At 74.5% G+C, this 23,854-nt stretch carries 21 protein-coding genes; 8 read left to right on the top strand and 13 right to left on the bottom strand.

Features of this window, described 5'->3' with window-relative positions:
- Positions 1-14: 14 nt before the first annotated feature.
- Genes narJ through ACFZBX_RS23545 form a run of 3 tightly spaced genes read right to left on the bottom strand, consistent with a single transcriptional unit; the run spans position 15 to position 5,985 of the window.
- Positions 15-626: a nitrate reductase molybdenum cofactor assembly chaperone gene (narJ, locus tag ACFZBX_RS23535; protein WP_391535752.1), complete on the bottom strand. Its 612-nt coding sequence runs from the start codon at positions 624-626 to the stop codon at positions 15-17.
- Positions 623-2,254, bottom strand: a complete 1,632-nt coding sequence (gene narH, locus ACFZBX_RS23540) for a nitrate reductase subunit beta (RefSeq protein ID WP_391535753.1) — start codon at positions 2,252-2,254, stop codon at positions 623-625. The genes narJ and narH overlap by 4 nt, the downstream gene beginning before the upstream one ends.
- Positions 2,254-5,985, bottom strand: coding sequence for a nitrate reductase subunit alpha (locus tag ACFZBX_RS23545; RefSeq protein WP_391535838.1), 3,732 nt, complete (start codon positions 5,983-5,985; stop codon positions 2,254-2,256). Before ACFZBX_RS23545 ends, narH begins: the two co-directional genes overlap by 1 nt.
- A 123-nt stretch (positions 5,986-6,108) precedes the next feature.
- Here ACFZBX_RS23545 and ACFZBX_RS23550 point away from each other — a divergent pair, with 123 nt between their 5' ends.
- A complete protein-coding gene (locus tag ACFZBX_RS23550; protein WP_391535754.1) occupies positions 6,109-7,125 on the top strand; it encodes a tellurite resistance/C4-dicarboxylate transporter family protein in 1,017 nt (338 codons plus the stop codon).
- A gap of 25 nt (positions 7,126-7,150) precedes the next feature.
- Here ACFZBX_RS23550 and ACFZBX_RS23555 read toward each other — a convergent pair whose 3' ends face one another.
- The gene (locus ACFZBX_RS23555; protein ID WP_391535755.1) at positions 7,151-8,803 is read right to left on the bottom strand and encodes an MFS transporter; all 1,653 of its coding nucleotides are present in this window, start codon (positions 8,801-8,803) and stop codon (positions 7,151-7,153) included.
- Positions 8,804-9,030: 227 nt separating this feature from the next.
- Between ACFZBX_RS23555 and ACFZBX_RS23560 the strand changes: the two genes are divergently transcribed.
- The 3 genes from ACFZBX_RS23560 to ACFZBX_RS23570 all read left to right on the top strand — a co-directional run bounded on the left by ACFZBX_RS23560 (position 9,031) and on the right by ACFZBX_RS23570 (position 12,084).
- Positions 9,031-9,609, top strand: coding sequence for a TetR/AcrR family transcriptional regulator (locus ACFZBX_RS23560; RefSeq protein ID WP_391535756.1), 579 nt, complete (start codon positions 9,031-9,033; stop codon positions 9,607-9,609).
- 165 nt (positions 9,610-9,774) lie between these two features.
- Positions 9,775-10,812, top strand: coding sequence for an agmatine/peptidylarginine deiminase (locus tag ACFZBX_RS23565; protein ID WP_391535757.1), 1,038 nt, complete (start codon positions 9,775-9,777; stop codon positions 10,810-10,812).
- A 51-nt stretch (positions 10,813-10,863) separates the two neighbouring features.
- A complete protein-coding gene (locus ACFZBX_RS23570) occupies positions 10,864-12,084 on the top strand; it encodes an agmatine/peptidylarginine deiminase (protein ID WP_391535758.1) in 1,221 nt (406 codons plus the stop codon).
- 43 nt (positions 12,085-12,127) lie between these two features.
- Here the strand turns inward: ACFZBX_RS23570 and ACFZBX_RS23575 are convergent, their stop codons facing one another.
- The 3 genes from ACFZBX_RS23575 to ACFZBX_RS23585 all read right to left on the bottom strand — a co-directional run bounded on the left by ACFZBX_RS23575 (position 12,128) and on the right by ACFZBX_RS23585 (position 15,327).
- A complete protein-coding gene (locus ACFZBX_RS23575; protein WP_391535759.1) occupies positions 12,128-13,309 on the bottom strand; it encodes an agmatine deiminase family protein in 1,182 nt (393 codons plus the stop codon).
- A 267-nt stretch (positions 13,310-13,576) separates the two neighbouring features.
- Entirely contained in the window at positions 13,577-14,401 is an 825-nt protein-coding gene (locus tag ACFZBX_RS23580; protein ID WP_391535760.1) for an ABC transporter permease, read from the bottom strand.
- On the bottom strand, positions 14,398-15,327 hold the full coding sequence (locus tag ACFZBX_RS23585) for an ABC transporter ATP-binding protein (RefSeq protein ID WP_391535761.1): 930 nt from the start codon (positions 15,325-15,327) through the stop codon (positions 14,398-14,400). Before ACFZBX_RS23585 ends, ACFZBX_RS23580 begins: the two co-directional genes overlap by 4 nt.
- Before the next feature lie 407 nt (positions 15,328-15,734).
- Between ACFZBX_RS23585 and ACFZBX_RS23590 the strand changes: the two genes are divergently transcribed.
- Genes ACFZBX_RS23590 through ACFZBX_RS23600 form a run of 3 tightly spaced genes read left to right on the top strand, consistent with a single transcriptional unit; the run spans position 15,735 to position 17,972 of the window.
- Positions 15,735-16,697: a sensor histidine kinase gene (locus tag ACFZBX_RS23590; protein WP_391535762.1), complete on the top strand. Its 963-nt coding sequence runs from the start codon at positions 15,735-15,737 to the stop codon at positions 16,695-16,697.
- A complete protein-coding gene (locus ACFZBX_RS23595) occupies positions 16,694-17,401 on the top strand; it encodes a response regulator (protein ID WP_391535763.1) in 708 nt (235 codons plus the stop codon). The genes ACFZBX_RS23590 and ACFZBX_RS23595 overlap by 4 nt, the downstream gene beginning before the upstream one ends.
- A 10-nt stretch (positions 17,402-17,411) precedes the next feature.
- Complete coding sequence (locus tag ACFZBX_RS23600; protein WP_391535764.1) at positions 17,412-17,972, top strand: hypothetical protein; 561 nt, start codon at positions 17,412-17,414, stop codon at positions 17,970-17,972.
- 157 nt (positions 17,973-18,129) lie between these two features.
- On the opposite strand, the gene ACFZBX_RS23605 is transcribed toward ACFZBX_RS23600, so the two are convergent.
- Positions 18,130-18,660 (bottom strand): hypothetical protein, encoded by a 531-nt coding sequence (locus ACFZBX_RS23605; protein WP_391535765.1) that lies wholly within the window; start codon positions 18,658-18,660, stop codon positions 18,130-18,132.
- 208 nt (positions 18,661-18,868) lie between these two features.
- Between ACFZBX_RS23605 and ACFZBX_RS23610 the strand changes: the two genes are divergently transcribed.
- Positions 18,869-19,552 (top strand): transcriptional regulator, encoded by a 684-nt coding sequence (locus ACFZBX_RS23610; RefSeq protein ID WP_391535766.1) that lies wholly within the window; start codon positions 18,869-18,871, stop codon positions 19,550-19,552.
- A gap of 25 nt (positions 19,553-19,577) precedes the next feature.
- Here ACFZBX_RS23610 and ACFZBX_RS23615 read toward each other — a convergent pair whose 3' ends face one another.
- The 5 genes from ACFZBX_RS23615 to ACFZBX_RS23635 all read right to left on the bottom strand — a co-directional run bounded on the left by ACFZBX_RS23615 (position 19,578) and on the right by ACFZBX_RS23635 (position 23,819).
- A complete protein-coding gene (locus ACFZBX_RS23615; protein WP_391535767.1) occupies positions 19,578-20,198 on the bottom strand; it encodes a hypothetical protein in 621 nt (206 codons plus the stop codon).
- A 195-nt stretch (positions 20,199-20,393) separates the two neighbouring features.
- Positions 20,394-20,756, bottom strand: a complete 363-nt coding sequence (locus ACFZBX_RS23620; RefSeq protein ID WP_391535768.1) for a hypothetical protein — start codon at positions 20,754-20,756, stop codon at positions 20,394-20,396.
- A gap of 68 nt (positions 20,757-20,824) precedes the next feature.
- Positions 20,825-21,571, bottom strand: coding sequence for a GNAT family N-acetyltransferase (locus tag ACFZBX_RS23625; RefSeq protein WP_391535769.1), 747 nt, complete (start codon positions 21,569-21,571; stop codon positions 20,825-20,827).
- Entirely contained in the window at positions 21,568-22,644 is a 1,077-nt protein-coding gene (locus ACFZBX_RS23630; protein WP_391535770.1) for a sheath polysaccharide-degrading enzyme, read from the bottom strand. Before ACFZBX_RS23630 ends, ACFZBX_RS23625 begins: the two co-directional genes overlap by 4 nt.
- A 59-nt stretch (positions 22,645-22,703) precedes the next feature.
- The gene (locus ACFZBX_RS23635) at positions 22,704-23,819 is read right to left on the bottom strand and encodes an FAD-dependent oxidoreductase (RefSeq protein WP_391535771.1); all 1,116 of its coding nucleotides are present in this window, start codon (positions 23,817-23,819) and stop codon (positions 22,704-22,706) included.
- Positions 23,820-23,854 lie beyond the last annotated feature (35 nt).

The raw sequence follows: 23,854 nt of genomic DNA on the forward strand, positions 1-23,854 counted from the left end.
CAGCAGTTCTCCGCTCAGGTGGGCAGGACGGGCAGCAGGCCGAGGTGCCCGTACGGCGGGGTGTCCAGGCCGACCTGTTCGCGCGGCGGCCCGCTGCGGGCGAGCGCCAGCGCGGCGGCGCGGTCCCGGGGCGAGGGCCCGGGCAGGGTGGCGCAGACGGCGGCGAGCACCTGCGCGTACGGCGTGCCGTGCTCGGTGAGGGCGAGCCGCAGGAGTTCCAGGGCGGGCCGGTGCCCGCGCAGCAGCGTCTCGTCGCCGGTGGCGGCGGTGAACTCCAGGACGGCGGGCAGGAAGTCCGGCAGGTCCTCGCCGGTGCACTCCAGGCCGTGCGCCCGGTAGGCGGCCTTGAAGCGCAGCAGGGCCTCGCCGCGCCGGCGGGTGTCGCCGTCGGTCCACCAGCTGAGGTGCAGGCTGTGCCGCTGGGTGAAGTCGAAGACCTCGACGTAGTGGCGTGCCAGCTCACCGGCGGGGCGGGCCCCGGCCCAGTCGAGGAAGGCGCGCAGCGGCGCGGCGGCGGCGTGGCGGACCGGCCGGAGCGGCTCGGCGAACGCGGTCGGCGGGCCGTCGGGGTAGCAGAGGCAGTCGGCGGCGGCCCGGCGCACCAGCGCACGCGGGTCGGCCGTCACAGCGGGGGCTCCTCGCGCGTGGCGGCGGCGTCCTCGGGCGGCGCCGGGCGGTCGGCGCTCTGGCGCCGGCGCAGCCCGTGGAAGTTCTCGATGGTGACCAGCGGCAGCGAGCGCCGTCCCGATCCGGCGCCGAACGGCCCGTCGGTGCCGTCGGGCGCCCCGTCGGTGTGGTCGAGTCCGCAGCCGGCGGGCAGCGCGGACTCCTCCAGCCGTTCGGCGTCGGCGCGGGCGGCGGTCGGGATGACGTAGCGGTCCTCGTACTTGGCGATGGCGAGCAGCCGGAAGAGGTCCTCGACGGAGGCGGCGTCGAGTCCGACGGCCTCGGCGGCGGCGCGGTCGGGGTCGCGGCCGAGGTTGACGGCGCGCATGTGGGCGCGCATCGCGGCGAGCCGGTCGAGGGCGGCGCGCACCGGGCCGGGGTCGCCGGCGGTGAAGAGTCCGGCGAGGTACTCGACGGGGATGCGCAGCGCGTCGATGGCGCCGAAGAGGTTGCCGGCGTCCTCGCCGTCCTGCCCGGCGGCGGCGACCTCCTCGACGACCGGGGAGAGCGGCGGGATGTACCAGACCATCGGCAGGGTGCGGTACTCGGGGTGCAGCGGCAGCGCGACCCGGTAGGTGCTGACCAGCGCGTGCACGGGTGAGCGGCGGGCGGCCTCGATCCAGTCGTGCGCCACGCCGTCGCGTTCGGCGGCGCGCCGCACCTCCGGGTCCTCCGGATCCAGGAAGACGCCCAACTGAGCCTCGTAGAGGTCGTGTTCGTCCTCGACCGAGGCGGCGGCGGTGACCTTGTCGGCGTCGTAGAGCAGCACGCCGAGGTAGCGCAGCCGTCCGACGCAGGTCTCGGAGCAGACGGTGGGCAGGCCGACCTCGGTGCGCGGGTAGCAGAAGGTGCACTTCTCGGCCTTGCCGGTGCGGTGGTTGAAGTAGATCTTCTTGTACGGGCAGCCGGTGACGCACTGGCGCCAGCCCCGGCAGCCGTCCTGGTCGACCAGGACGATGCCGTCCTCGGCCCGCTTGTAGATGGCGCCGGAGGGGCAGGCGGCGGCGCAGGCCGGGTTGAGGCAGTGCTCGCAGATCCGGGGCAGGTAGAACATGAAGCTCTGCTCGTACTGGAAGCGGATCCGCTCGCCGACCTCCTTGCGCATCCGCTCGACGTTGGGGTCGGCGGCGGCGTGCTCGGGGGCGCCGCCGAGGTCGTCGTCCCAGTTGGGCGACCATTCGACGGACATCGGGCGGCCGGTGATCAGCGAGTGCGGCCGGGCGACGGGGTAGTCCTCGCCGAGCGGGGCGTCGGTGAGGGCGCGGTAGTCGTACGTCCAGGGCTCGTAGTAGTCCTGGAGGGTGGGCATGACGGGGTTGGCGAAGATCGAGGCGAGCTTGTAGAGCCGGCCGCCCTGGCGCAGTTTGAGCCGTCCGCGCCGGTCGAGCCGCCAGCCGCCGCGCCACTTGTCCTGGTCCTCGTAGCGGCGCGGGTAGCCGAGGCCGGGGCGGGTCTCGACGTTGTTGAACCAGACGTACTCGGTGCCCTGGCGGTTGGTCCAGGTCTGTTTGCAGGTGACCGAACAGGTGTGGCAGCCGATGCACTTGTCGAGGTTCATCACCATGGCGAGCTGGGCCATCACCCGCATCAGTACTCCACCTCCTGGCGGCGCCGGCGCACGACCGTCACCTCGTCGCGCTGGTTCCCGGTCGGGCCGAGGTAGTTGAACGCCCAGGAGAGCTGGGCGTAGCCGCCGATCAGGTGGGTGGGCTTGAGCAGCACCCTGGTCAGCGAGTTGTGGATGCCGCCGCGCCGCCCGCCGGTCTCGGCGCGGGGCACGTTGACGGTGCGCTCCTGCGCGTGGTGCATGTAGACGGTGCCGGGCGGCATCCGGTGCGAGACCACGGCGCGGGCGACGACGACGCCGTTGCGGTTGACGGCCTCGATCCAGTCGTTGTCCGCGACGCCGATGGCGGCCGCGTCCTCGGCCGACATCCAGATCACCTGCCCGCCTCGGGAGAGGGCGAGCATGAACAGGTTGTCCTGGTACTCGGAGTGGATGGACCACTTGTTGTGCGGGGTGAGGTAGCGGACCGTCACTTCCTTCTGCCCGTCCGGTCCGAGGGCGGGCTCGCCGAACAGCCGGCGGATGTCCAGCGGCGGCCGGTAGACCGGCAGGGCCTCGCCGAGTTCGTGCATCCAGTCGTGGTCGACGAAGAAGTGCTGGCGCCCGCTGAGGGTGTGCCAGGGCTTGAGGTGCTCGGTGTTGAGCGTGAACGGGCTGTAGCGGCGGCCGCCGGACTCGCTGCCGGACCACTCGGGCGAGGTGATGACCGGGGCCGGGGCGGCCTGGGTGTCGGCGTAGGAGATCCGGCGGCCCTCGTGCTCGGCGGCCAGGTGCGCCAACTCCCGTCCGGTGCGGCGTTCCAGGGTGTGGAAGCCCTGGGTGGCGAGTCGGCCGTTGGTGGTGCCGGAGAGGGCGAGCACGGTGTCGCACGCCTTGACGGCGGTGTCCAGGGCCGGCCGGCCGTCGGCCGGGCCGCCGCGGACCACGCCGTTGCGGGCCCTGAGCTGCTCGACCTCCTCCTCCGGGTGCAGCACCACGCCCTTGGCTGGCAGGCCGAGTTGATCGGCCAGCGGGCCGAGCGCGGCCATTTTGGCGGCCACCGCCGTGTAGTCGCGTTCGACGACCGCGAGGTTCGGCATGGTGGCACCGGGGACGGGCTCGCAGGCGCCGTCGCGCCAGTCCAGGTCGGTGCCGCCGGGCTGGGCGGTCTCGCCGGGGGTGTCGTGCTGCAGCGGGGTGGCGACCAGGTCGCGGCGGGTGTCCAGGTGCCCGCGGGCGAGTTCGCTGAACCGGGCGGCGATCGCGTGGAAGGCGTCGAAGTCGGTGCGGGCCTGCCAGGGCGGGTCGACGGCGGGGGCGAAGGAGTGCACATAGGGGTGCATGTCGGTGGAGGACAGGTCGTGCTTCTCGTACCAGGTGGCGGCGGGCAGCACGACGTCGGACAGCAGGGTGGAGGAGGTCATCCGGAAGTCCAGCGAGAGCAGCAGGTCCAACTTGCCCTCGGGGGCCTCGGCGTGCCAGCGCACGTCGCGCGGGCGCACGTCCTCGCCGGCCTCCTCGGCGCGCAGCGAGGAGTGGGTGCCCAGCAGGTGCCGGGTGAAGTACTCGGCGCCCTTGGCGGAGGAGCCCAGCAGGTTGGCCCGCCACAGGGTGAGCACCCGGGGCCAGTTGGCCGGGTCGTCCGGGTCCTCGCAGGCGAACTTCAGGCGCCCGGAGCGCAGTTCGGCGACCACGTGGTCCTTGGGGTCGCGGCCCAGGGCCCGGGCCTCGTCGGCCAGGTCCAGCGGGTTGCGGTCGAAGGTCGGGTAGGAGGGCATCCAGCCGAGCCGGGCGGAGCGGGCCAGCAGGTCGACGGTGGCCAGGCCCCGGAAGCGGCCGGTGCCGAGCGGGGAGGCGAGGACGTCGGCGGGGTAGGTGTCGTAGCGCCACTGGTCGGTGTGCAGGAAGAACCAGCCGGTGCCGATCGCCTGCCGGGGCGGGCGGGACCAGTCGGAGGCGCCGGCGAGGGTGGCCCAGCCGGTGATCGGCCGGCACTTCTCCTGGCCGACGTAGTGCGCCCAGCCGCCGCCGTTGCGGCCCTGGCAGCCGGTCAGGGCGAGCAAGGCCAGGAAGGCCCGGTAGATGGTCTCGGAGTGGAACCAGTGGTTGGTGCCGGCGCCCATCAGGATCATGCAGCGGCCCCGGGACTCCTCGGCGGTGCGGGCGAACTCCCGCGCCACCCGGACGGCCTGGGCGGCCGGCACCGAGGTGTGCCGCTCCTGCCAGGCGGGCGTTCCGGGGGTGTCGGGGTCGTCGTAGGAGGCGGGCCACTGGCCGGGCAGCCCGTCGCGGCCGACGCCGTACTGCGCGAGCAGCAGGTCGTAGACGGTGGTGACCAGCGCGCCGCCGTCCAGGCGCAGCGCGGGCACGCCCCGGCGGACGGTGTCGCCGCGCCCCTGGCCGTGCTCGCCGCCGTCGGTGTCGAAGCGCGGCAGCAGCACCTCGACGGGGGTCGCGGCGCCCTCGCCGTACAGGGTCAGGCGCGGGCGCAGGCCCTGGAGGTCGAGGTTCCAGCGGCCCTCGCCGGAGGCGGTCCAGCGGAAGCCCAGCGAGCCGTTGGGCACCACGGGGCGGCCGGTCGCCTCGTCCAGCACGGCGAGCTTCCACTCCGCGCCCTCCCCGGTGTCGCCGAGGTCGCTCGCGCGCAGGAACTTGGCGGGGGTGAAGGCGCCGTCCCGTTCGGTCAGGGTGACCAGGAACGGCAGGTCGGTGAACCGGCGGACGTAGTCGTCGAAGAACGGGGTGGTGCGCTCGACGAAGAACTCCCGCAGGACGACGTGACCCATCGCGAGGGCGAGGGCGCCGTCGGTGCCCGGGTGGGGGTGCATCCACTCGTCGGCGAACTTGGTGTTGTCCGCGTAGTCCGGGGAGACCGCCACCACCTTCTGGCCCCGGTAGCGGGCCTCGGCCATCCAGTGCGCGTCCGGGGTGCGGGTGACGGGCACGTTGGAGCCCCACATCATCAGGTACGCGGCGTCCCACCAGTCCCCCGACTCGGGCACGTCCGTCTGGTCGCCGAACACCTGCGGGGAGGCCACCGGCAGGTCCGCGTACCAGTCGTAGAAGGAGAGCATGGCGGCGCCGATGAGCGAGTGGAAGCGGGCGCCGGCCGCGTGCGAGACCATCGACATCGCCGGGATCGGCGAGAACCCGGCGATCCGGTCCGGGCCGAAGGCCTTCACGGTGTGCACGTGCGCGGCGGCGACGATCTCCACCGCCTCGTCCCAACTCGCCCGCACCAGACCGCCCTTGCCGCGCGCCCGCTGGTAGGAGCGGCGGCGCTCCGGGTCCCCGGTGAGCTCCGCCCAGGCCGCCACCGGGTCCCCCAGGCGGGCCCGCGCCTCCCGGTACAGCTCCAGCAGCACGCCGCGCACGTACGGGTAGCGCACCCGGGTGGGCGAGTAGGTGTACCAGGAGAAGGCGGCGCCGCGCGGGCAGCCGCGCGGCTCGTACTCGGGGCGGTCGGGGCCGACGGACGGGTAGTCGGTGGCCTGGGTCTCCCAGGTGATCACGCCGTCCTTGACGAAGACCTTCCAGCGGCAGGAGCCGGTGCAGTTGACGCCGTGGGTGGAGTACACCACCTTGTCGTGGCTCCAGCGGTCCCGGTAGAAGGCGTCCGCCGCCCGCCCGCCGGTCAGCCGGACGCTGTGCAGGTCGGGGGCGGGCGTCCCGGGGCGCAGGAACCGGCCCGCCCGGAGGAACGCGGCACCGGGTTCGCTCGTCGGCTCGCGCACGTTGACACCCTCCGCTTCCGGGCCGGACCGTGTGCCCATCGAACCCGTGCGGGCCCGGCGGCGCACCCGGGAGGGGGCCCGCCGGGTGACCCGGGGCCGCCGGGTGACCCGGTCCGGCGGCACCCGGTGGCCGGGTCCGTCCTCGGGCGCTGCCATGGAGCCATGGACGAACGCAGCGGCCCGGCCCCGCCACGGCCGAGGGGCCCGCGCTGGGACGCGGTCCCCCCGGCGACCGGCGCGGCCGTGATGGCGACCGGCATCATCTCGGTCGGCTTCCACCTCGCCGGATTCGACGCCCTGTCGATCGCCGACCTCTGGATCGCCGGGGTGCTGTGGCTGCTGCTGGCCCTCGCCTTCGTCGCCCTGCTGCTCGCCGACCGGAGCGGCTGGACGACCCGGTCGCACACCCCGCCCGCGCTCACCGCCGTCGCCGCCACCACGGTGCTCGGCGTCCGGCTCGACCAGCTGGGGTGGACGGTGGTCGCCGAGGCGCTGCTCGCCGTCGCGGCCGTCGCCTGGCCGGTGCTGCTGGTCTCGGTGCTGCGCCACCTCGGCCGGCGGATGCCGGGCGCGGCCTTCCTGATCTGTGTCGCCACCCAGGGCCTGGCCGTGCTCGCCGCCACCCTCGCCCCGCACACCGCCGACTGGCTCGCCTGGGCGGCGCTGCCGGTGTTCGTCCTCGGCCTGCTGCTGTACGGGGACGCGCTGCGCCGCTTCGACCTGGGCCAGGTGACGGCGGGGCCGGGCGACCACTGGGTGGCCGGCGGCGCGATGGCGATCTCCGCGCTGGCCGCCTCCAAGCTGCTCGCCTCCGGGGTGTGGAGCGGCGGCGCGCACACCGTGCTGCGGGTGGTGACGCTGGTGCTGCTCGGCGTCGCGCTGGCCTGGTACGCGGTGCTGGCCGTCGCCGAGCTGCTGCGGCCCCGGCTCCACTACGACCTGCGGCGCTGGTCGACGGTCTTCCCGCTGGGCATGACGGCGGTGGCCTCGCTGTCGACGGCCACCGCCGCCCGGGTGGACTGGCTGGAGCCGCTCGGGCGGGCGCTGCTCTGGGTGGCGGCGGCGGTCTGGCTGGTCGTCGCCGTCGGCGCGCTGCGCCGGCTGGCGCGCGGGCCGGGCGCGGGCGGGACCGGCCCGCGGGCGGCGTCGGCCCGGGAAGGCGTGCTTCGCGGGAGATGAACCGACGGCTCGGACGACCGGGCCGTCAGGACGCGGCCTTCGCCTCCGCCTCCGCCGACGGCAACGGCCCCGCCGAGACGTCGAAGGCGTGCGTCACCGCCGGCGCCGTCCCGGGGCGCAGCAGCGCCCTGGCCGCCTCCTCGTCGCGGCGGTCGGCGGCGGTCAGCCGGCCGCCGTGCTGGGCCAGGTGCTCCGCCCAGGAGGAGAGCAGATAGCTCTCGACGAACCGCCCCGGTTCGCCGCCGTCCTGGTAGAGGCCCCAGCTGAGGGCGCCGGTGCGGCGGCGCGAGGCGGCGACCCGGCGCATCCGCCCGGTGAAGTCGGCGCGGTGCTCCGGCTCCACCCGGTACTCGACGGTGACCAGTACGGGCCCGTCCGCGTGGCCCGGTTCGACCGCCAGCGGGGGCTCCGGCCAGTGGCCGGACGGCGTCGGGTCGACCCCGTCGCCGTCGTACAGCGGCAGCCGGCGGGCACCCAGCGCCCCCGCGAGCAGCACCGCGCCGGCGGTCAGCAGCGCGACGCCCGGTCCGTGACGCTCGGCCAGCACGCCCCACAGCGGGGCCGCCAGCGCCTGCCCGCCCTGGAAGACCAGCAGCTGCACGGCCAGGCCGCGGGCCCGCACCCAACCGGGCAGCCGGGTCTGGACCGCCGCGTTGAGGGTGGAGAGCACCCCGATCCAGGCCACCCCGGCCGGTAGCAGGGCGAGGCCGACCAGCCAGGGCTGACGGACGGTCGCCAGCACCGCCAGCACCCCGGCGAGCGCGACCGTCCCCGCCACCAGGGTGCCGTTGGCCCCGAGCCGGCGCCGCAGCAGCGGCAGCGCGAACGCCCCGCCCACCGCGCCGACGCCGACCGCCCCGAGCAGCACGCCGTAGCCGCCCGGGCCGAGGCCCAGCGACCGGCGCGCGACCAGCGGCAGCAGCGCCCAGAGCGCGCCCGCGCCGGGTACGAACAGCGCGGTGCGCAGCAGCACCCGCCGCACCCCCGGCGCGTGCCGGACGTAGCGGCGGCCCGCCTGCACGGCCGCCAGCAGCCCTTCGTCCCCGCCGGCCGGCGCGTCCTGCGGCGCGGGCCGGTGCCAGCGCAGCAGCACCACCAGGACAACGAGGTAGGAGGCGGCGTTGAAGGCGAACACCCAGCCCGCGCCGGCCGCCGCGACCACCGCGCCGCCGACGGCCGGGCCGACCGCCCGCGCCAGGTTCATGTTGACGGCGCCGAGCGCCGCCGCCTGCCCCAGCTGCCCGCGCTCCACCAGCTCCGGCTGGACGGCCTGCCAGGCCGGGCCCATGACGGCGGTGCCGCAGCCGAGCAGGAAGGTGAGGCCGAGCAGCGGGCCCGGGGTCAGCGCGCCGGCGAAGGCCAGCACCGCGAGGACGACGGTGACGGCGAGCATCGCGACCTGCGCGGCGACGAGCACCGAGCGCCGGTCGCGGCGGTCGGCCAGCACACCGGAGGGCAGCGCCAGCAGGACCATCGGCAGGCTCGCGGCCGTCTGCACCAGGGCCAGCAGGGCGGCGTCGTGGCCGACCAGCAGCCACTGGGCGCCGACGGTCTGCATCCAGCTGCCGACGTTGGAGACGAGTTGGGCGATCCACAGGGCGCGGAAGCCCCGGGACGCGAGCGGGGCCCACGCCGAGTCGTCCGCCGGGCGCCGGGCGGGGGTGGTCGAGGTGCTCATACGGGTCCGTTGCGAGTGGGGGTCGGGGGTTCGAGAGGGACGGTAGGACGGGCCGGGCGGGCGGTTGTGCCCGTGGGCGCACGGGAGGTGCCCCGGGAGCGCACGGCGCGCGGGCGCATCCGGGCGCTACGGGCCTGTCCTGTCCTACCCCGCCGCCGGAGCGTCACCTGATGGGATTTTCAGCCCGCCGGTCCTCACCGACCGGGCCCCGGGTAAGGTGATGCCTCGTGGCCAGCCGTAGAACGTCGATCTTGGAAGCAGCCGCGCGGGTGATCGCGCGGCGCGGGGTGCGCGGGCTGCGGGTGGAGGAGCTCGCGAGTGAGGCGGGCGTGTCGACCGCGCTGATCTACTACCACTTCAAGGACCGCACCGGGATCCTCCGGCAGACGCTGGAGTTCATCAGCGACCGGGCCGAGCGCTACACCACCGACCGCGCCGCCGGAGCGCCGCCGGCCACGCCGCGCGAGGAGCTGGAGCAGACGCTGCTGCTGGAGCTCCAGGACACCGCCATGGTGCGGGAGAACAGCACCGCCTGGGGCGAGCTGCGGGCGAGCGCGGTGTTCGACGAGACGCTGCGCGAGGACCTGGCACGGGCCACCCGGGTCTGGGTGCAGGAGATCGCCGAACTGCTGGGCGGCGTCCGGCCGATGTCCCCGGCGGTGGCGCTGGCCGGGGCGGCGGAGCGGCTGACCGCCTTGCTGGAGGGGCTCAGCATGCGCTGGCTCAGCGGCAGCCTGCCGCTGGCGCACGCCCGGACGCTGATGACCGAGGCGATCGACGCCGAGGTCGCCCGGCTCGGGGCCTGACCCCCGCGGAAGCACCGGATATCGTCACACTCGGTGATCATTTACCGACACCGAGTGCAGAGCATGCTGTTATTTGACTGATTTTTCAGTCAGTGTGAGCCTGGAAGAGCAACGGGGCACCTTCCCCGGCCCCTGCCCGGCACCGCCGCACATCTGGAGATCCCCATGAGCCACCACCGCGATGCCCGTTCCGCCGGGCCGTACCCCCGGGTGCCAGCGGACGACGTCCCGCACGCGCGGACCTGGATGTCCTGGCCCTCCCGCCGGAGTGTGTGGGGGCTGCGGCTGGGCGGCGTCCAGGAGGACATCGCCCTGACCGCCCGCACCATCGCGGAGTTCGAACCGGTGGTGATGTGCGCCCCCGACGAGCGGACCGCGGGCAAGGCCCGGTCCCGGTGCGGCTCCGGGGTGGAGGTGATCACCGACATCCCCACCGACGACCTGTGGATGCGCGACATCGCGCCGGTGTTCCGCCGCGACGGCCGCGGCGGCCTGGACGCGGTGGCGCTCAACTTCAACGGCTGGGGCAACAAGCAGGCGCACCGCGACGACGCCCGGGTCGCCGGGCTGCTCGCCACCCGCCGGGGCCTGCGCCGTACCTGCGCCGGCTTCGTCGGCGAGGGCGGCGCGATCGAGACCGACGGCGACGGCACCGTGATGGCCACCGAGAGCAGCCTGGTCAACAGGAACCGCAACCGCGGCATGAGCCGCGACGAGATCGAGGACGCCGTCCTGGCCGCCTACGGCGCGGAGACGATGATCTGGCTCCCGGGCATCAGGGGCCAGGACATCACCGACGACCACGTGGACGTCACCTCCCGCTTCGTCCGTCCGGGTGTCGTGATGGTCCAGTTGCCGCCCGCGGACCGCGATGACGTCTGGGCGCGCGACGCCCGCGAGCAGTTCGCGATCCTCTCCGCCGCCACCGACGCCCGGGGCCGCCGGCTCCAGGTCGTTCCCGTGCACGGCCCCGACACCGTCCGCTCCCGCAGCTCGGCGTTCGTCGATTCCTACCTCAACTTCCATGTCGTCAACGGCGGTGTGGTCACCGCCGGGTTCGGCGACCGGTCCAAGGACGCCGCGGCGAAGGAGGCGCTCACCGCGGCCTTCCCCGGCCGCGAGGTGGTGCAGATCGACGTCGACCGCCTGATGGCCGGGGGTGGCGGCATCCACTGCTCGACCATGCAGGAGCCGCTGCCGTAGCCGCCGTCTCCCACCGGACCCGCGCCACCCACCCTCAGCCGGAGCACCCCGATGACCAACGCCCTGCCCCGCCGTACCCTGATCCGCTCCCTCGTCGGTGCCGGTGCCGGCGCCCTCACCCTCGGCCTCACCGCCTGCGACCCCGACGGCGCCGGGGGCACCGACGCCACCGCGCCGCCGCCCCCGCAGCCCGGCGCGATCCCCGACGGCGCACCGACCGGCACCCCGAGCGGTGCCCCGGGCGCCGCCCCGACCGGAGCCCCGGGCACGCGCCGGTTCGGCGCCGAGTGGGAGAAGCACCTGCGCACGGTGATGTCCTGGCCCGCGTCCGAGACCGTCTGGGGCGAGGACCTTCCGGCCGTCCGCCGGGACGTGGCCGCCCTGGCCCGGGCCGTCGCCGCGCGCGAGCCGGTCGTGCTGATGGCCCGCCCCGAGCACCAGGACGCCGCCCGCAAGGCCTGCGGCGCGGCCGTCGAGGTCGTCCCGATCGCCGTCGACGACCTGTGGGCCCGGGACACCGTGCCGGTGTTCGTCGAGGAGGGCGGCAGGGTCAAGGGCGTGGACTTCAACTTCAACGGCTGGGGCGGCAAGCAGCCGCACAAAAACGACGCCGAGGTCTCACGGGCGGTGCTGGCCATGTACGGCGTCGAGCGGATCGCGACCCGGCTGGTCGCCGAGGGCGGGTCCTTCGAGAGCGACGGCCAGGGCACGCTCCTCGTCACCGAGAGCTCCGTCGTCAACGACAACCGCAACCCGGGCATGAGCCGGGACCAGGTCGAGGCGGAGCTGAGGGCGGCCCTCGGCGTGACCAAGGTGATCTGGCTGGCGGGCGTCAAGGGCGAGGACATCACCGACGCGCACGTCGACTGCCTGGCCCGGTTCGCCGCCCCGGGCGTCGTCCTGCTCGACCGGGCCTTCCCCGGCACACCCCCGGACGTCTGGTCCCGCTCGGCCGACCAGGCCCGCGCCGTACTGGCGGGCGCCACCGACGCGGCGGGCCGCAGGCTGCGGGTCGTCGAGCTCCAGCAGCCGGACCCGGACCGGATCACCGGACACGGCGACGCCTTCGTCTCCTCCTACCTGAACTTCTACATCGGCGACAAGGGCGTCTACCTGCCGAAGTTCGGGGACGACAGGGCCGACGACCGGGCGCAGCAGGTCCTGAAGCAGTACTTCCCGGACCGGGAGGTCGTCGCCGTCGGGATCGACGCGATCGCGGGCGGTGGCGGCGGCATCCACTGCGCCACCCACGACATCCCCGCCCTCGGCTGACGGCGCCACGGGCGCGCTCCCGTCCCCCGCCGCGGCAGGCCGGTCACGTCCCGGTGGCCGGCTGCTGCTGGGTGGCGCAGTGGATGCCCCCGCCGCCCGAGGCGATGTGGTTGATGTCGACCTGGACGACCCTGCGGCCGGGGTGGAGCCCGCCGATGACACCGGCCGCGTCCTCGTCGGCCGTCCGGTCCCCGAAGCGCGGGACGATGACACCGCCGTTGCAGACGTAGTAGTTGATGTACGTGCCGAGGAAGTCCCCGCCCGCGCCCTCGATCAGATCGAGGTCGGGCTCGGGGAGGTCGACCACCTTCAGTGCGCGCCCCCTGGCGTCGGTCACGGACGCGAGGACCTGGAGGGCCTGCTCGGTGGCCGTGGTCCAGACGTCCGGAGGGGTGCCGGGCGCGGGACGGTGCACGACGACGGTGCCCGGCTCGGCGAAACGGGCGAGGGCGTCGATGTGGCAGTCGGTGATGTCCTGCCCGGCGACGCCCTTGAACCAGATCACCTTCTCGACGCCGAGCAGATCCCTGAAGGCCGCCTCGATCCGTTCGCGCGACACCCCGGGGTTGCGGTTGTCGTTGACCCAGGAGCTCTCGGTGGCCATCAGCGTGCCCTCGCCGTCCACCTCGATGCCGCCGCCCTCACCGGTGACCGGCGCCTGGATCCGGGTGATGCCGTAGTGGGCGAGCAGGTTGCGGGCGACCTGGCTGTCGGCGGCGTGGGTCTGCTTGCCGCCCCAGCCGTTGAAGTTGAAGTCGATCCCGGCGAGCCCCTGCGGGCCGGTGACGAAGGTCGGGCCGGTGTCCCGGGCCCACAGGTCGTCGACCATCAGCTCGATCACCTCCACCGAGGGGCCGCAGGCCTGGCGCGCCTGGCCGGCCTGGTCGGGGCGGGCCAGCAGGACGACCGGCTCGAAACCGGCGATGGCCCGCGCCAGGCCCGCGATGTCCTGGCGGACCCCGGGCAACTGGTCGCCCCACACCTCCTCCAGGGCCGGCCAGGCCATGAGAGTGCGGGTGTGCGGGCGCGATTCCGCGGGCATCGTGCGGCGGGCGGCGCCCGGAGTACCCGACAGGCTTGTGGCCGGGGCCGGACCGGTCGGACCGGTCGGACCGGGGGATGCGTCGTCGCCACCGGCGGAGGAGCAGCCCTCGGTCAGGGCCAGTGCGGCGAGCGCGGCACCGGAGCGCAGGAGCGTACGGCGGGACGGCCGGGGGTGAGCCATGGGGCCTCGTTCCGAAAGGTGCGGGGACGGTTGTCGGAGGACCGACCCGCACGCTACTGAAGGAACCGTCAGGAACCACCTCACCGGGTACCCGCCGACGGGGTGAACCACCGACGGGGTCGGCCTCGTGCCGATCGGCGGCGAGTGCGTCGCCGATCGGCTTCGCCGGCCCGGTCACCCCGCAACGACACGGCCGCCCGTCGGACGCGGCGGTGCGGTTCGCCCCGTCCTACGCTCGGACGTCCCGGCGCTCGGACGTCCCCGCGCTCAGACGTCCCGGCGGTGCACGGCGGCCGCCGCGAGTAGCGCCGAGCCCACCGCCCAGCCCACGAAGGCGAGCCACGACCCGAGCACCGTCGCCGGGTGGGGCGGCAGCAGCACCTGCGTCAGGTCAGGTGTGGCCAGCCGCCGCCACGCGGTGAACGGCATGGCGTGCGCGACCGCCGCCGACCAGCGGTGGTCCTCGTTGAACGAGGCGGGCAGCAGGAACAGCACCAGCACCGTGGTCACCACGCTCGCCGCCGCGTGCCGCACCAGAGTGCCCAGCCCGAACCCGATCAGCGCACACACCGGGGCCAGTACGGCGGCGCCGGCGACGGCGTGCAGAACGCCGGGCTCGGTGATCGACACCCCGGCGTCGCGCCGGTCCAGCAGGGCCTGGACGAGCCCGAAGGAGGCCCCCGAGACGAGCGCGCCGAAGCCGAGCATGACCGCCGCGAGCACTCCCGCCTTGGCCAGCAGCACCGCCCGGCGGTCCGGGACGGCGGCGAAGGTGGTGCGGATCATCCCGGTCGCGTACTCGCCGACGATCACCGCGGCGCCGACGCCCCCGGCGAGGAGCATGAGCAGGTCGGCGGCCATCGCGGTGAACGCGGCGTTCACCGCCACCCCGACGTGTCCGGACCCGGGCGGCGGGCCCCCGGGGTCGGTGTGGGCGTAGATGTGGCGCGCGGCGTTGAGATTGACGCCGATCAGGACGAGCGCGCCGAGGCCCAGCACCCACGGCATCGGGCGCAGCGAGCGGAACCTGATCCACTCGGCGGCGAGGAGGTCGCCGAAGCGCGGCCGTGGTTCGGCGGCGGCAGTTCTCATCGCGGTCCTCCGGCGGGGTGGTCGACGCGGTCGGCGGTGAGGGCCATGAACGCATCCTCCAGGGAGGGCGTGCGGGCGGTCAGTTCGAGCAGCGGGATGCGGTGGTCCAGGGCGAGCGCGCCGATCCGGGCCGCGTCCAGGCCGGTCACGGCGAGCGCGCCGGCCCCGTCACCGGGCGAGACCGTGCCGCCCGCCGCCGTCAGGACGGCCGCCAGCGCCTCGGGTTCGCCCGTCCGCACGAGCGCCCCCGGCCGCGCGCCGTCCTGCCCCGTGCCACGAGCGGCGAACGCGGCCACCGTCTCGGCGGCGATCAGCCGGCCGTGCCCGATGACCACCAACCGGTCGGCGGTGTGCTCCATTTCGCTCATCAGGTGACTCGAAACGAACACCGTCCGCCCCTCCGCCGCCAGATCCCGGAACAGACCGCGCACCCAGCGCACCCCCTCCGGGTCAAGCCCGTTCAGCGGCTCGTCGAACAGCAGCACCGGCGGATCGCCCAGCAGCGCCGCCGCGATCCCGAGCCGCTGCTTCATCCCGAGCGAGTACCCGCCGATCCGCCGCCCCGCCGCCCCGGCGAGCCCGACCTCCTCCAGCACCGTCTCCACCCGGCCGGGCGGCACCGCGTTTCCCCTGGCGAGCGCCCACAGATGGGCGCGGCCGCTGCGCCCGCCGTGCACGTCGCCCGCGTCCAGCAGCGCGCCGACGTGCCGCAGGCCGCGCGGCCGCTCCCGGAACGGCCGGCCGCCGATCGTCGCGGTCCCGCCGGTGGGCGCGCTCAGGCCCAGGATCATCCGCAGCGCGGTGCTCTTCCCGGCGCCGTTCGGCCCCAGGAACCCGGTGACCTGGCCCGGATGGACGGTGAAGGTGAGGTCGTCGACGGCGGTGGTGCGGCCGTAGCGCTTCGTCAGTCGGTGCACTTCGATCATGCCGACCACGGTGCCGCCGGACGGCCCGGCGGCGCATCGGACCAGGGAGGACACCTTCCCGGCTCCCGCTGTCACCCCCGGTCGTACACCCGTGGTCCGATGCCGCGCCCGACAGTGGCTCGTTACGATCACCGCATGTCCGCGACACCCCAGCCACCGCTGCTCCTCCCGCCCCGGCTCCGGCGGGTGCCGCCCGGCGTCTGGACGGCGCTCGCGTGGTGCGTCTCGCTCCTCCACCCCTCCCTGGTGCTCGGCGCCCGCCCCTCCCATGAGCCGTTCCCGGACGGCGGCGCCGCTCCGGCCGCCCCGACCGCCCCGCAGGACTGGGCGACCGCCGCGTTCACCACCCCCGTCGCCCTCCTCGCCGCCGCCCGCTCACCGCCGTCGCTCTGCTGCTGGCCGCGACCGTGGCGCAGACCAAGGCCTGGCGCTGGGAACTCGAACTGCCGCCGACCGCACTGCTCGCGGTCGCCGCCGCCCTCGGCCTGGTCACCGCCGCCGGACCGCGCCGGACCTCACGCGCCGCGCTCACCATGGTGCTCGGCCTGCTCCTCCTCCACCTGGTCCTCTCCCCCGCCCTCGGCGGCGGCCTGCTGCTCACCGGCACCCGGATCGGCGCCAACGACGCGGGCGTGCTGATCACCGTCATCGCCTGGCTGGTGGGCCGCTCGGTCCACCAGTCCCGGGAGCACGCCGAGGCGTTGAGCGCCCGGGCGGCGGCCGAGGCGGTCACCGCCGAACGGCTGCGGATCGCCCGCGAGATGCACGACACCGTGGCGCACAGCATCGGCATCGTCGCCCTCCAGGCGGGCGCGGCCCGACGGGTCGTCGACACCCGGCCGGACCGGGCGCGCGAGGCCCTCGGCGAGATCGAGTCCGCCGGGCGGGAGACCCTGGCCGGCCTGCGCCGGATGCTCGGCGCGCTGCGCCGGGCCGACGACTCCGCCCACGCCTCGACCGCCGCCCTGCGACCGCCCGGCCTGGCCGACCTCGACGGCCTGACCGCCGCCACCACCGCCGCCGGCGTGCGGGTCGACATCCGGTGGCACGGCGAACGGCGGCCGCTCCCGGCGGAGATCGACCTGGCGGCCTTCCGGATCATCCAGGAGTCCGTCGCCAACGTGGTCCGCCACGCCGCCGCCCCGTCCTGCCGGGTCACCGTCGACCACCGGCGTCCGGCCGAGCTCGCCATCGAGGTCACCGACCGCGGCCGCGGCGCCACCGCCCCGGCCGCCGGCGCCGGCTACGGCCTGGCCGGACTGCGCGAGCGGGTCGCCCTGCTGCGCGGCGAGTTCGACGCCGCGCCGCGCCCCGGAGGCGGCTTCCGGGTCACCGCCCGGCTCCCGGTCGGCGAGGGGGCCGCCCGATGACGTCCCCGGTCCGCATCGTCCGCGTCGTCCTCGCCGACGACCAGCCACTCGTCCGCGCCGCCCTGGAGATGGTCATCACCGAGGCCCCCGACCTGGAGGTGGTCGGCGAGGCCGCCACCGGCGCCGAGGCCGTCCGGCTCGCCGAGGAACTGCGGCCCGACGTCGTGGTGATGGACCTGAGGATGCCCGTCCTCGACGGCATCGAGGCCACCCGCCGGGTGACCGCCGCACCGGGCACGGCCCGGGTCGTCGTGCTCACCACCTTCGACGAGGACGAGAACGTGCACGCCGCCCTGCGCGCCGGGGCCTCCGGATTCCTGGTCAAGGACATGGCGCTGGACGACATCCTCGCCGCGATCCGCGTGGTCGCCGCCGGCGATGCCCTCATCGCCCCGAGCGTCACCCGCCGCCTGATCGCCGAGTTCGCCGCCCGCCCCGCCGCCGCGCCCCCGTCCGTACACCACCTCGGCGCCATCACCGACCGCGAACGCGAGATCCTCACCCTCGTCGGCCGCGGCCTGTCGAACGCCGAGATCGCCGGCGAACTCGTCCTCAGCCCGGCCACCGTGAAGACCTACATGACCCGGCTGCTCACCAAGCTCGCCGCCCGCGACCGCGTCCACCTGGTGATCCTCGCCTACGAATCCGGCCTGGTCGGCCCCATGGGAGAAGTGCACCGAGGCGTTGTCACACCCCGTTGGTAGCGTGATCGTCATGACAGAGCTGGAAGAGCTGGTCCTGACGCCCGAGGAGCGCGACCGGGGGGTCGGGGTCGACCGTGTGATGTTCACGATGGACTGGAGCGGCGAGGACCACCCCGGCCGGCTGGCCGAGTTCGTGGCCGGCCGCGTCCGGGCCTTCGGCATCGAGCCGACGGACATCGACACCACCGCCGTCCGGCACGCCGCCGGGACCGACCCGACGCTGCGCCGCGGCGACCTCCCGGCCCGTCAACTCGACCACCTCTCCGCCGTCCTGACCGGCCTCGGCTGCACCCTCGCGCTGTGGGAGGACGGCACCGACTCCTACGAGATCCTGGTCGCGCTGACCGGCGAACGCGAGCTGCCCGCACTCACGTACGAGGACCTCCCGGTGCGCGCCTGGGGCTCGGAGCCGGAATCGACCCTGGTCAGCCTCACCTGCCCCGGCTGCTCCCAGATGCTGGTCTGGGAACTCCCGCCCACCGAAACCCTCGCCGACGAACACTGCGACTGCGGCACTCCCCTGTTCGACGCCGCCGGCAACCCCATGCCCGACGTCACCCTCGACGACTGAGCCGCACCCGCGCCATCCTGCACGCCGCCCGGCCGCCGGCGCCTCGCGCGGCTCGACGATCACGGGCGCCACGGACACCATGCCCGCCGGGACTGGATCAGCACCGGTTTCGACGACCCGGAGCGCGAGCCCCCCGATCGCGGTCCTCAGGGGCGGCTCAGCTGAGGTAGCCGCGGAGCGTCTCGCCCTCCCGCAGGCCCGTCACCTCGATGGAACAGCTCGACGCCGTGGCGGTGACCCGGCCCGCCGAGGCCACGGCGCTGACATCCAGGCCGCCTCCGGTCGGGAGCCCGTACAGGCCGACGTAGTAGGTGAGCCCGTCCAGGGGGCCGGGCCGGAGCAGGTTCCCCTTCGCGAGGCGCATCCGCAGTCGCGTGGTGGGCGTACCCCTGGGAACCTCCACCCAGCCGCCGGCGCCGTCGGGGTTGCCCCAGTGCCAGTTGGTGCGGGCGTCGTGCTCCACGAACTGCGCACCGGGCGGGCCCTTGATCTCCAGGTGGACCATGATGTCCTCGAACTCGACGTTCTCGTAGCCGGAGGCCGCGAGCACATCGATGTTCATGGCCGCTGTGGCGTGGGGAGGCGGGAGCTCGGTGTCGGCGTCCTCGGTGTACGGAAGGAGCCGGAGGTTGCCGACGAAGACGATGTCCGCGTGACAGCCCGGGTCGTCCTTCTTCACAGTAGCCATGCCGGACTCCCTTTCCTCCACCTCTGCACGGATCGCACGGATCGGGAAGCCGCAGGCCGGGAAGCTGGCGACTCCCCTGACGTCCATGGTGCCGCCACGGTGCCGGGCCCGCATGCCGGGCGGTGATCCACCGGGACGGCGGTGCCACGGGCGGGGCCGGGGGGTAGGAATGGAGCCGGGGGCCGGACCAGCCATGCGGAGGCCGAGCATGCCGATCGACCAGCCGAATCAGCCGAACCCGCCGGAGTTCGTTGCCGAGCGGCAACTGCACGATCTGCGAGCCGGGTCAACGCCCCCCGGGGAGGAGCGTCCCGCCGTCGTCGCCGAGTTCGCGGCGGGGCGGGGGCGGCTCGCGGTGCTCGCCGCGTTGGCGGCGCAGCAGCAGCGGGTCATCACCTCCGACCGGCGCAGTCTGCTGCTGCTCGCCACCCGGTGTGCCGACGAGCCGCTGGGCGCGTGGTTCGCCGGACTGGCCGACGGCGAGAGTGCCGCGCTGCGCACGCTGCCCGCACTGGCGGCCGCCTGCGGGCCGGCGGCCGACGGGGCGCCGCTGCCGGGGTGCCAGGCCTACCCGGCGTACCTGGCCTGGCTAGCGCTGAACGGGCGGCCGCCCGCCGTGGCGGCGGCACTGGTGGCCAACTTCGCCGCCTGGGGCGGGTACTGCGCGACGCTGGCCGGGGCGCTGCGGCGGTTCCACGGGTTCGGGGACGAGGCGTGCGCGTTCTTCGACTTCTTCGCGCAGCCCGCGACGGCGCTGGAGCGGGCGGCGGCCGAGGCCCTCGGACCGGCGGGGATCACCGCCGGTCCGGACCTCGACGCCGCCCGCGAGTACGGCCGGCTGCTCCAGGCGTACGAGCGGCTGTTCTGGAGCACGCTCGCCGAGCTGTCCTGAGCCGCGTCAGCCGGGGACCCGGGCCTTACGCCTGCCAGTGCGGCTTGCCGCTGACCATCCGGCAGGTGATCACCCGGCCGCTCGCCTCGTGGGTGCTCTTGCCGAGGTCGTCGTTGCGGCAGAACTGGCCGGCCTTGTAGCAGTTGCCGGCGTTCGACTTGATCTCGCAGTCGCCGGTGGCGGCCGCGGGCTTGGTCTCGGCGGGCGCCGGGTCGGGGTCCTTCGGCGGCTGGGCGGTGGTGACCTTGGGCTGCGGCTCGGCCTTGGTGGGCGTCGGCTGCGGCTTGGGGGTGTTGACGGGGGCCGCCGCAGTCTTGGTCGGCTGCGCCTTCGACGGCGCCGCCGCCGGGGCGGTGGGCGCGGGCGCGGCGGCGGTCGGCTCCGGCGCCGGCGCCGGGGGCGGCGTCTCGACGGGCGGCGCCACCGGCAGAGCGGCCGGCGGAGTGGTCACCTCCGGCGTGGGGGCAGCCGGAGTGGACGGTGCGGGCGGCGTGGTCACCACGGCCACGACGGCGGACGAGGAGGCCGCGGTGGTGGCGGTTTCACCCGTCGTGGGGTCACACCCGGTCAGCGCGAGGCCGACCGTGAAAACAAGTCCGGCGACGGCGGCCAGGCCGCGACGACCGCCGCGCATCCGTGAAGGCATGAACGTGAACGCTCCGTTCCGTTTGGAAGAGGTTCGCGAGTCAACCAGACCGGCCACACGATCAGTCCATAGTTCAAGCACTTGTAAGCAGATCGAGATCTTCCAATCACGGAGCGTCGATCAGCGGACGAGTTCGATCACCTACCGCCAAATCCGGTCACGCCGGCGCCGTTCGCCGGCCCCCGCCCGGCGAATTCACGAGGGTGGCTGCAGCCAGCGCCGCGCCGAGGCGAGATTCACCTCGACGTCATCGCTCCAGGAACAGACCTCCAGCCACGAGAGGTAGCCGCCCTGCGCGAAGACCAGGACCTCGCCAGGGCACTCACCGGTCTCGGTGAGGAGCTGCACGTCGGCAGCCACGACGGTGCCGGGGCCGGTCGGCGCGGGCTCCACCTGGTCGGTGTCGAGTGCGAAGTAGGCGGTGCCGCACCCGCACTCGCAGCGAGATCGCACGCCGAGTCGGGGCACCTGCCGCCGGAGGGCGACGTGAACGGGCTCGTCCGCGCTCAGGACGAGGTCGAGCACGTCGGCTATGTCCTCGGGCAGGCTGCCAGTCATGCCGCAACCGTAGCCGACCAGCAGCTTTGGGCTTCGACCGATTCTTGGGCAGCCATGACCAGGCCCCGCTACTTCCGTACCACGACCGCGCCGAGGGGTCGGTACCGCAGTCCCATCCCTTCGTAGAGCCGGATGGCGGCCTGGTTCCAGTCGTCCACCATCAGTGCCGCCGTCCCGTGGGTCTTCAGCGCCCCGGCGATGAGGAAGCCGCCGACCTGCCGCCCGAGTCCGCGTCGGCGCGCGGCGGGGTGCACGGCGACGCCGGACAGGAAGCCGACCGTGGGGGCGCACCAGGCGTGCGCGCCGACCGCCGTCAGCCGGCCGGCGGAGTCCCGCACGCCCGCCCACCGCTCGACGCCGGGTACGCCCGGCTTGGCGTAGGAGTCCGGGAAGCTCATGTCGACAAATCGCTGAACCTCCTCCGCCTCGCCCGCCGGAAGCCACGCGGCCTCGCCGCCCGCCGGCAGGCCGTCACCCGGTGCGTCGTGCCGGTCCATCCAGCCGAAGCCGCCGACCGACGTCAGCCCCGGGATCTCCTGAACGACCGCTTCGATCAGGGCCCTTTCGCCGAGCGGCCGGTACGCCGGGCCGACCTCGGCCACCACCCGGCGCAGCAGCGGGACCGCCGCGTCGGGGGCGCCCCACACCACCGCCCGCTCCCGCGCCAGCAGGTTCACCCCGGCAACGACCACCGCGCGCCGGTCGTCACTCGCCCACGCCCGGCTGCGACCGTCCAGACCCTGCGCCGCCCAGACGCACAGCGCGTCGCCCTGGCAGCGGGCCGTCAGTTCCCCGGGGTCGGTGAGCTCCCTCACGGCGTGACGGGGACGTTGGTCAGGCCGGCCGTCGCCCGGGTGACGGTGTTGGAGGCGTGGACCACATTGGGCCGGCCGGCGCAGGCCGAAACCGAGGTGATCCTGATCGCGTAGGCGCCGACGCCACCGAGGTCCGAGGTGTTGCCCCGCCAGGTGTTTCCGCAGCCGTTGGGGAAGGAGGGCGTGGTGGCCGGGTTGTGGGTCTCGTAGCCGTTGGCGAAGGTGCCGGGTGCGGCGAACGTGCCCCGGTTGTCCTCGATCAGGTAGCCGCTGCCCTTGACGTCCACCCAGGAGTCGGCGGAGTTCTCGCCGCTGATGCCTCGGCCGTCGAAGGTGTTGCCCCGGATCACGCCGCCCGAGGTGCCCTCCTTCACGTCGATCCCCTCGGCGGTGACGTACGGGCCGATCCGGTTGTTCTCGACCAGCACCCGGTCCGAGCGGTCCGCACCGCCGCTGTTGCCGTGGCAGCCCCAGTTGGAGTTCGCCGACCCGAGGTAGACCCCCTCCCCGTAGCCCGGCTGGACCCGGCCCGTGTACTCCACGACCGAGTTGCGCAGCACCCCGTCGGCGGAGGAGCGGCGGAAGTGCACGCCCTCGTCCTCCACGTGGTGCACGTACAGGCCGTCGATCACCGCGTGGGGCGAGGCGTCCAGCACCACGCCCTTCTTGGAGTCCTTGACGGTGAACCCGCTGAGGTTCCAGTAGGGCGCGTTGTAGAGCCAGAGCCCGTACCCGGAGTCCCACCCGGAGGTCGGCGCCGGGCAGGAGGGCGCGGAGCCGGAGGGGCCGTCGTTGACGAGCACGGCGGTGCGCGGCCCGGTGAGCGTGACGGGCTGCGCGGCCGTCCCGGCGCGCTGGGCGGTGAAGGAGCCGTGGTACTCGCCGGGTGCGAGCCGGATCGTCTGCCCGGGCACGGCCGCCGCCAGCGCGGCCTTCAACTGGGCGGCCGTGGACACGTCCACGTCCACGGTCCCTGCGGTCCGCACGGTGGGCGCCGCGAGCGCGGGACCGGCGGCGGGGGCGAGCAGCAGTGCCACGGCGGTGGCCGCGGTGAGCACGGAACGCGGGGACACATGACCTCCAGAACTCCGGTGCCGCATCAGGCAGCGCGCCTCGTCATGTTCGGTGAAATTCAGTCCGGTTGGAAGAAGGCGAGCATCTTCCGGCCGGCGTCCGGCGCGGCCAGCATCGCCTGGATCCGCGCGGACTGCCGGCCGGCGGCGCCGGTGCGTTCGAACATCTCGCGTTCGTACTCGTCGACGGCGCCGGAAGGGTCGTCCCGCCGTGCGGCCAGCGCGAGGCCGAGCAGGGCGCCGTCGAGCAGCGCCATGTTGGCGCCCTGCCCGACCGGCGGCATCAGGTGCGCCGCATCGCCGAGCAGCGTGACGCCCGGCGACGACGGCCAGGTCAGGCCGACCGGGAGCGTGGTGATCGCCCGTGGCAGGACCGTGTCGTCGCAGGCCGCGATCAGCGCGGCGCACCGCGGGTGCCAGCCGCTGAACAGGTCGATCAGCCGCACCCGCGCGGCCACCGGGTCGTCGAACGGGATTCCGCCGGTGGCGAGCCAGTCCTCGGCGGTGTCGTAGAAGCTGAGGTAGACGCGGACCCGGCCGTCGCCGTTCCGCTGCGCCGCCAGGGAGCGGCCGTCGCCGAGCACCCAGTAGTTGCCGCGTCCCACCATCACCGCGAGGTCGGGGTGGGTGCGGTCGACGTCGGGAATCCCCAGCTCGACGACGCTCTGGCCGGTGTGCGCCGGGCGCGCGTCGGTGAGCAGGGCGCGAACCCGGGAATTCGCGCCGTCGGCACCCACCAGCAGGTCGTACGCGGCACTGCTTCCGTCGGCGAAGTGCAGCAGGCCGTCACCGGCGGACTCGAACTCGTGCCCCCAGCGCACCGCATCGGCGGGGAGGGAGTCCAGCAGGAGGTCGCGCAGATCGGCGCGGTCGACCTCCGGCCGTTCGAGCGGGGCGTCGTCGGGCGTGTCCTCCTGGAGCAGCAGCGTGCCGTCCGGTTCGAACAGCCGCATGTCCTGACCCGCGCCACGGGCGATCGCCCGGAACCCGTCGATCAGCCCGGCCGTGCGCAGCGCCCGCTGGCCGGTCCCGGCGTGCAGATCGAGCATGCCGCCCTGGCCGCGCGCCCCGCGCTCGGGTTCGCGCTCGTAGACGACGGCGTCGACGCCGTTCACCTGGAGCACGCGGGCGAGGAGCAGACCGCCCAAACCGGCTCCGACGATGGCGATGTTCATGGTTCCCCCCGGACGATTCGCTGTATCGGTCGATA

The organism is Kitasatospora sp. NPDC008115 (genome assembly GCF_042957205.1).
Taxonomy (GTDB): Bacteria; Actinomycetota; Actinomycetes; order Streptomycetales; family Streptomycetaceae; genus Kitasatospora.

Excerpts from the sequence above, each read along its gene's own strand:
- ACFZBX_RS23600 (WP_391535764.1), top strand. The coding sequence starts at position 17,412 with ATGACAGAGCTGGAAGAGCTGGTCCTGACGCCCGAGGAGCGCGACCGG.
- ACFZBX_RS23570 (WP_391535758.1), top strand. The coding sequence starts at position 10,864 with ATGACCAACGCCCTGCCCCGCCGTACCCTGATCCGCTCCCTCGTCGGT.
- ACFZBX_RS23580 (WP_391535760.1), bottom strand. The coding sequence starts at position 14,401 with ATGAGAACTGCCGCCGCCGAACCACGGCCGCGCTTCGGCGACCTCCTC.
- ACFZBX_RS23585 (WP_391535761.1), bottom strand. The coding sequence starts at position 15,327 with ATGATCGAAGTGCACCGACTGACGAAGCGCTACGGCCGCACCACCGCC.
- ACFZBX_RS23615 (WP_391535767.1), bottom strand. The coding sequence starts at position 20,198 with ATGCCTTCACGGATGCGCGGCGGTCGTCGCGGCCTGGCCGCCGTCGCC.
- ACFZBX_RS23555 (WP_391535755.1), bottom strand. The coding sequence starts at position 8,803 with ATGAGCACCTCGACCACCCCCGCCCGGCGCCCGGCGGACGACTCGGCG.
- narH (WP_391535753.1), bottom strand. The coding sequence starts at position 2,254 with ATGCGGGTGATGGCCCAGCTCGCCATGGTGATGAACCTCGACAAGTGC.
- ACFZBX_RS23545 (WP_391535838.1), bottom strand. The coding sequence starts at position 5,985 with ATGGGCACACGGTCCGGCCCGGAAGCGGAGGGTGTCAACGTGCGCGAG.
- ACFZBX_RS23610 (WP_391535766.1), top strand. The coding sequence starts at position 18,869 with ATGCCGATCGACCAGCCGAATCAGCCGAACCCGCCGGAGTTCGTTGCC.
- ACFZBX_RS23620 (WP_391535768.1), bottom strand. The coding sequence starts at position 20,756 with ATGACTGGCAGCCTGCCCGAGGACATAGCCGACGTGCTCGACCTCGTC.
- ACFZBX_RS23575 (WP_391535759.1), bottom strand. The coding sequence starts at position 13,309 with ATGGCTCACCCCCGGCCGTCCCGCCGTACGCTCCTGCGCTCCGGTGCC.
- ACFZBX_RS23595 (WP_391535763.1), top strand. The coding sequence starts at position 16,694 with ATGACGTCCCCGGTCCGCATCGTCCGCGTCGTCCTCGCCGACGACCAG.
- ACFZBX_RS23550 (WP_391535754.1), top strand. The coding sequence starts at position 6,109 with ATGGACGAACGCAGCGGCCCGGCCCCGCCACGGCCGAGGGGCCCGCGC.
- ACFZBX_RS23565 (WP_391535757.1), top strand. The coding sequence starts at position 9,775 with ATGAGCCACCACCGCGATGCCCGTTCCGCCGGGCCGTACCCCCGGGTG.
- ACFZBX_RS23635 (WP_391535771.1), bottom strand. The coding sequence starts at position 23,819 with ATGAACATCGCCATCGTCGGAGCCGGTTTGGGCGGTCTGCTCCTCGCC.
- ACFZBX_RS23605 (WP_391535765.1), bottom strand. The coding sequence starts at position 18,660 with ATGGCTACTGTGAAGAAGGACGACCCGGGCTGTCACGCGGACATCGTC.